3 protein-coding genes are annotated in these 7587 nt (G+C 71.8%); all 3 read left to right on the top strand.

The annotated features are described in order from the left end of the window. Positions 1 to 447: phosphopantetheine-binding protein (locus tag ACFU95_RS50505; RefSeq protein ID WP_383844561.1), on the top strand; the 447-nt coding region annotated here is incomplete at its 5' end. A gap of 71 nt (positions 448 to 518) precedes the next feature. Continuing rightward, the gene (locus ACFU95_RS50500) at positions 519 to 6062 is read left to right on the top strand and encodes a beta-ketoacyl synthase N-terminal-like domain-containing protein (protein WP_383844558.1); all 5544 of its coding nucleotides are present in this window, start codon (positions 519 to 521) and stop codon (positions 6060 to 6062) included. 41 nt (positions 6063 to 6103) lie between these two features. After that, positions 6104 to 7587, top strand: a 1484-nt coding sequence (locus ACFU95_RS50495; RefSeq protein WP_383844555.1) for a type I polyketide synthase, incomplete at its 3' end; no start/stop codon positions are given.

The following is a 7587-nucleotide window of genomic DNA, read 5'->3' as shown; positions in this document are numbered from 1 at the left end:
CAACAAACAGCCGCCACCACCCTCGGCCACACCACCACCCACCAACTCGACCCCGACCGCGCCCTCAACGACATCGGCTTCGACTCCCTCACAGCCGTCCAGCTGCGGAACCGGCTCGCCACCCAGACCGGCCTGCGCCTGCCCGCCACGCTGATCTTCGACCACCCCACACCGGTCAGCCTGGCCCGGTATCTCCACGGCGAGCTGGTTCCGGACGTGGACGCGGGCGCGGCGCTGCTGGCGGAACTGGACTCTCTGGAGGCGTCGTTCGCGGATCTCTCGCCCGACGGCGAGACACACCGCCAGGTGCTGGTCCGGCTTCAGTCGCTGGTCGACCAGTGGCGCGACCGTTCCGGTGCCGCCGAGGAGCAGGAAGAGCTCGATCTGGACGCGGCGACCGACGACGAGATGTTCCGGCTCATCGACAGCGAGTTCGGCCCGGCCTGACCGGCTCCGTCCCTCTCCACCCACGCGGCGCGTCCGCGACCGACCCGGATTTCCCAGAAAAGGCAGACCTCATGACGAACGAACAGCAGCTTCGCGATTATCTGAAGCGTGTTCTCGCGGATGCCCGCCGCTTTCAGAACCGGGTCCGTGAACTGGAGCGCGCCACGTCGGAGCCGGTCGCCGTCGTCGCGATGAGCTGTCGCTACCCGGGCGGGGTGACGTCCCCGGAGGAGCTGTGGCAGCTCGTGGTGGAGGGCACCGATGCCGTATCCGACTTCCCCGAGGACCGCGGATGGGACATCGACGCGCTGTTCGACCCGGATCCCGCCGGGGTGGGGACGAGCTATGCGCGCGGGGGCGGGTTCCTGACGGACATCGACCGTTTCGACGCGGACTTCTTCGGGATCTCGCCGCGCGAGGCACTGGCGATGGATCCCGAGCAGCGGCTGATGCTGGAGATCTCCTGGGAGGCCCTGGAGCGCGCCGGCATCGACCCGGCCACGGTGCGCGGTGCCGAGGTGGGTGTCTTCACCGGCACGGGAGGAGGCGACTACCGGGCGGATCCGCACGAGGTGCCCGAGGGGGTCGACGGCTATCTGATGACCGGGGGGCTCGGCAGTGTCGTCTCGGGTCGGGTGTCGTACTTCCTGGGGCTGGAGGCCCCGGCGGTCACCGTCGACACCGCCTGTTCCTCCTCCCTGGTGGCCCTGCATCTGGCCGCCCAGTCGCTGCGCTCGGGAGAGTCCCGCCTCGCCCTGGCCGGCGGGGTGACGGTGATGACCGAACCGCAGACGATCGTCGACTCGGCGCGGCAGCGGGGGTTGTCGCCCGACAGCCGCTGCAAGGCCTTCGCGGCCGCCGCCGACGGCACGGGGCTCGCCGAGGGGGCGGGCGTGCTGGTGCTGGAGCGGCTGTCGGACGCGGTGCGCAACAAGCGCCGGATCTGGGGCGTGCTCCTCGGCTCGGCCGTCAACCAGGACGGCGCTTCGAACGGGCTGACCGCGCCCAACGGCCCCTCCCAGCAACGGGTCATCCGGCGCGCGCTGGCCAACTCCGGCCTGAACGGCGTCGACGTGGACGCCGTGGAGGCCCATGGCACGGGCACCCCGCTCGGTGACCCGATCGAGGCGCAGGCGCTGATCGCCACCTACGGACAGGGCCGGGATGCCGAACAGCCTTTGTGGCTGGGCTCGTTGAAGTCCAACATCGGCCATGCGCAGGCCGCCGCCGGGGTGGGCGGGGTCATCAAGATGGTGATGGCCATGCAGCACGGGGTGCTGCCGCGCACCCTGCACGTGGACGAGCCGACCCCGCAGGTCGACTGGAGCGCGGGGCACGTCGAGCTGCTCACGGAGGCCCGCCCCTGGCCCGACAGCGACCGGCCTCGCCGCGCGGCCGTCTCCGGCTTCGGGGTGTCCGGCACCAACGCCCACGTGATCCTCGAACAGGCACCGTCCGACGTGGCCGACGAGGAGCAGGCGCCGACAGAGCCCGTGGACGAACGGCCGCGGGTGCTGGCCGGCGGTGACGTGGTGCCTTTGGTGGTGTCCGGGCGGGGGGCCGCCGGGCTGGCCGGGCAGGCCGAGCGGCTCGCGGGGTTCCTGGCGGAGCGGCCCGAGCTGGAGTTGCCCGAGGTCGCGCGTGCCCTGGTGCACCGCCGCGGTCGACTGCCCGACCGGGGAGTGGTCCTGGCCATGGACACGGCGGAGGCGGTGTCCGGACTCCAGGCGCTGTCGCGTGGCGCCTGGTCGCCTTCCGTGGTCACCGCTGAGGGTGGTCCGGTCGCCGGCCGTCAGGTGTGGGTCTTCCCCGGCCAAGGCGCCCAATGGCCCGGCATGGGCGCCGACCTCCTCGACACCTCACCCGCCTTCACCCAGAAAATCACCGAGATCGCCCAAGTCCTCGACCCCCTCACCGGCTACAAACTCCTCGACGTCATCCGCCAGACCCCAGACGCACCCCCACTCACCACCCCCGACGTCATCCAACCCACCACCTTCGCCGTCATGACCGCCCTCGCCCACTGCTACCAAACAGCAGGACTCACCCCCCACGCCGTCACCGGACACTCCCAAGGCGAAATCACCGCCGCCCACATCGCCGGAGCCCTCACCCTCCACGACGCCGCCACCATCATCACCCTCCGCAGCAAAGCCATCACCACCCACCTCTCCGGCCACGGCACCATGCTCTCCCTCAACACCACCCTCGAAAACGCCCGACAACTCATCACCCAACACGCCCCCGACGCCGACATCGCCGCCATCAACTCCCCCACCAACCTCATCCTCGCCGGCACCCCCACCACCCTCACCACCCTCCACAACCACTGCCAACACCACAACATCCGCAGCCGGGAACTCCCCATGGCACACGGCATCGCCGGGCACACCGCGCAGGTCGAGGTGATCGAGGAGGAGCTGCGCAAGGCGCTGGCCGGTATCGAACCCCGGGCCACCTCCGTGGCGTTCTACTCCACCGTCACCGGCACCCGGGTCGACACCACCACCCTCGACGCCGACTACTGGTACCGGAACCTGCGGCACACCGTGCAGTTCGACGCCACTGTGCGGGCGCTGGCGGAGTCCGGCCACCGCGCCTTCGTAGAGGTGAGCGCGGACCCGATCCTCATCACGAACATCCAGGACATCCTGGAGACCTGTGTGACGGGCCCGTCCGTGATCACCGGCACTCTGCGGCGCAAGGAGAGCGGGGTCCGCCGTTTCCTCGGGGCGCTCGGCACACTGCACGGGCGCGGCATACCGGTCGACTGGGCCGCGGTCGTCGGCACCGGCGAGACCGGCCGCACTGGCGGCACTGGCGGCACCGAGCGACCGGTGGACCTGCCGACGTACGCCTTCCAGCGGCAGCGTCACTGGCTCACGAGGGACACGGCGTCAGGTGATCCGGCGGATCTGGGGCTGGCCTCGGTGGCTCACCCGCTGCTGGGCGCCCTGGCGGAGGACCCGGCCACCGGCGGGCTGCTCTTCACCTCCCGCTGGTCCTCGGCCACCCACCCCCGGCTCGCCGACCCGGCCACCGCCGGCGCCGCCCTCGTCGACCTCCTCATCCGGGCGGGCGACGAGACCGGCACCAGCCACCTCGGCGAACTGGTCGTCGAGACACCGTTGGTCCTTCCGGAGCAGGACGGCGTCCAGGTCCGGGTCGGTCTCGGCAGGCCCGACGAATCCGGTGCGCGTTCGGCACAGATCCACTCCCGGCCGCAGAACGCCGCTCCCGGTACGCCGTTCACCCGGCACGCCACCGCGCGTCTCACCCCCGAGGCCCCCGCACCCGACTTCGACCTCACCCGGTGGCCGCCGACCGGGGCGGCCCCCATCGAGAACGCCGGCCCGGCCCTGTACGGGCTCGGCACGGTCTGGTCCCACGGCACCGACCGCTACGCCGAGGTCACCCTCTCCGACGGGACGGACAGGACCGAGGGCTACGGACTCCACCCGGCCCTCCTGAGCGCCTGCCTCCACGCCGCAGGGCTGCGCGGTGACGTGGCCGAGACGGACGAGGCGACCGGGGCGAACGGGGCAGGCGAGGCGTTCCGGGCGGGCGGGGGCGTCCAGGCGGGCGACAGGGCGGGCACGCTGCCGGTCCGCTGGAACGACGTACATCTCTACGCCGACAGGGCCACTGCCCTCCGTGTCCACCTGACACCCCAGGGGCCGGACACCTACGGCCTTCGTCTGGCCGACGGCACGGGCAAGCCGGTCGGATCCGTCGGATCGGTGGTCACCCGGCCGTACGACAGCTCGGTGGACCGGGGGGAGGTCTCCGCCACCGCCCCCGGCCACCTCTACCGCCTCGACTGGACGCCGATCCCGCTCACCGGCGGGCGCACCGCCACGGGCACGGCTCCGGTCACGGCTGCGGTCACGGCTGCGGTCACCTGCGCCGAGGACGTGCGTGCGGTGGCCGAGGCGGACGGGCTGCCCGGTGTACTGCTGCTGGAGGTGAACGGTGACGGCGCCGGCGACGCCGACGGGGTCCGCGAGCTGGCCACCCGTGTCCTGGACGTCGTTGGGGCCTGTCTGGCCGAACCCCGTCTGCGGGACACCCCTCTGCTCGCCGTGACACGGCGGGCCGTCGCCACGACGGACGACGAGGACATCGCCGACCTGCCCGCCGCCGCGGCCGTCGGCCTGTTGCACTCCGTCCAGGCCGAGCACCCCGGCCGGGTCGTCCTGATCGATGCCGACGACAGCACGCGGTCGCCCGCCACCGGCCTCCCCTCACTCGCCGCCGTCCTCCCCGAGCTTCTCTCCGCGGGCGAACTGCACGTCGCCGTACGCGAGGGAACGTTCCTCGCACCCCGCCTCGCCCCTACCGGGCCGGGCAGCGGTGAGCGCCTCCTCGACCCCGACGGCACCGTCCTCGTCACGGGCGGCACCGGGCCGCTGGGGCGGCTCGTGGCACGTCATCTGGTGGAGCGACATCAGGTCAGGAACCTGCTGCTGACCGACCACGGAGAGCCGGACGCCGAGGTGGAGGCCCAACGCGCCGAACTGTCGGACCTTGGCGCCCAGGTCCGGATCACCGACGCCGCCCACCTGGCCGACGTCATCGACGCCCGCCCCCTCACCACCGTCATCCACACCGCGGGCGTCCTCGACGACGACCACTTCAGTGCCCTCGCCCTGCACCAACTCGTCCGCGAGCACGACCTCGCCCACTTCGTGTTGTTCTCCTCCGCCACAGGCACCTTCGGCGGTCCCGGGCAGGAGGCACTGGCCACGGCGAGCGCTCTGATGGACGGCCTCGCCCGGCATCGTCACGCCACCGGGCTGCCCGCGACCTCACTCGCCTGGGGTCCCTGGCAGACGGCCGGACCCGCTGCGGGCGCCGGTGCCACCCGGAACAGGCGGTCCGGAGCGGCCGAGTTGAGTGTGCGGGAAGGGCTGTCGCTGCTCGACGTCGCGCTGCGCTCCCCGGGTGGCCCCGTCCTGGTCCCGGTGAAACTGGACTACGGCGTGCTGCGTTCCCAGGCGGAGGCGGGCACCCTGCCTCCGATGTTGCGCGGTCTCGTGCCGGCGCGACGCGCCCTCGCCGTCACCGTCGGCGCCGACGACCGGAACAGCCTCCTCGAACGGCTCTCCGCCCTGCCGGAACGCGACCGCGACCACAGCCTGCTGAGCCTGGCGCGGGCCGCGGCGGCCGCCGCCCTCGGACATGCGTCGTCCGCCGAGATCACGGCCAACCGGGCCTTCAGCGACCTCGGGTTCACCTCCCTCACGGCAGTCGAGTTCCGCAACCGGCTCTCCGAGCAGACCGGGCTGCGCCTGGCCAGCACGCTGGTCTTCGATCACCCCACGCCCGCGGCGCTCATGCGGCACCTGCGCGCCGAGCTCTTCCCGACCGGTACGCCCGAGGACACGGTCCTGGAAGAACTGCGCCGCCTTGAAGCCGCGGTGGCGGATCTGGAGACGGACCGCGTCGAAAGCACCCGGATCGTCCCCCGGCTTCAGGCACTCGCCGCCAAGTTGCAGACCTCGCACAGCACTCCGCAGGACGTCGATATCACCGCCCGACTCGAATCGGCCTCGATGGACGACGTCCTCGCCTTCATCGACGAGGAATTCGGCGAGGAATTCGGCGAGGGCTGACACACCCGCTTGCCCACTGTGAAAGAGGTCGTGGCCCCCGGATGGAGAAGAACCAGGTGGAAAACCGAGCGGAGAACGCGGAGAACCAGGCGGAGAGCAACGAAAAGCTCGTCAAATACCTGAAGAGGATGACGGCTGATCTGCATCACGCACGCCGCACGATCACCGAGCTGCGCGATGCGCACTCCGAGCCGATCGCGATCGTCGGCATGGCCTGCCGTTTCCCGGGCGGGGTGACGTCCCCGGAGGGGCTGTGGGACCTGGTCTCCGCCAGCGGTGAGGCGATCACCGGCTTCCCGGTGAACCGCGGCTGGGACCTGGAGAACCTGTACCACCCGGACCCGGACCACCCCGGCACCAGCTACGCCCGCGAGGGTGGATTCCTCCATGACGCCGACCAGTTCGACGCGGCCTTCTTCGGCATCTCGCCCCGTGAGGCACTCGCGATGGACCCGCAGCAGCGGCTGATGCTGGAGATCACCTGGGAGGCCCTGGAGCGCGCCGCCATCGACCCCGCCACTCTGCGCGAACAACCCGTGGGCGTCTTCACCGGTACGGGAGGCGGCGACTACCGGGCCGACCCGCACGACGTGCCCGAAGGGGTCGAGAGCTACCTCATGACGGGTGCCCTCGGCGGTGTGCTCTCGGGCCGGGTCTCGTACTTCCTGGGCCTGGAGGGCCCGGCGGTCACGGTCGACACGGCCTGCTCGTCCTCGCTCGTGACCGTCCATCTCGCCGCCCAGTCGCTGCGCTCGGGCGAGTCCTCCCTCGCCCTCGCGGGCGGTGTGACGGTACTGGCTCCCAACGCGTTCGTGGGCTTCTCCCGGCAGCGCGGCCTCGCTCCCGACGGCCGCTGCAAGTCCTTCGCGGCCGCCGCCGACGGCACCGGGTTCGCGGAAGGCGCCGGAGTGCTGGTGCTGGAGCGACTGTCGGACGCCGTCCGTCACAAGCGGCGGATCCTGGGGGTCGTACGGGGATCTGCCGTCAACCAGGACGGCGCCTCCAACGGCCTGACCGCACCCAACGGCCCCTCCCAGCAGCGGGTGATCCAGCAGGCGTTGGCGAACGCCGGACTCACCGGCGCGGACGTGGACGCCGTAGAGGCACACGGCACCGGAACGACACTCGGGGACCCGATCGAGGCCCAGGCACTCCTGGCCACATACGGGCAGGACCATGACGCCGAACAGCCCCTCTGGCTCGGCTCCGTGAAGTCCAACATCGGCCACACCCAAGCCGCCGCCGGCGTCGCCGGCGTCATCAAGATGGTCATGGCGATACGACACGGCCTGCTGCCCCGCACTCTGCATGTGGACGAGCCGACACCCCAGGTCGACTGGACGGCCGGGCACGTCGAGCTGCTGACCGAGGCCCGCCCCTGGCCGGACTCCGGCCGCCCGCGCCGTGGCGCCGTCTCCGGCTTCGGGGCATCGGGGACCAACGCCCACGTGATCCTGGAGCAGGCGCCGGTGCCGGTGACCGAGGAGCAGGGGGACGTGTCCGCTCCTGGGGTGGGGCTGGTGCC

Origin of the sequence: Streptomyces sp. NPDC057623 (assembly GCF_042800355.1) — a bacterium.
Taxonomy (GTDB): domain Bacteria; phylum Actinomycetota; class Actinomycetes; order Streptomycetales; family Streptomycetaceae; genus Streptomyces.
This window is presented reverse-complemented; position numbering and strand designations above follow the sequence as displayed.

What these genes read in the sequence shown, in the direction of transcription:
- ACFU95_RS50500 (WP_383844558.1), top strand. Translation starts at nt 519, where the DNA reads ATGACGAACGAACAGCAGCTTCGCGATTATCTGAAGCGTGTTCTCGCG.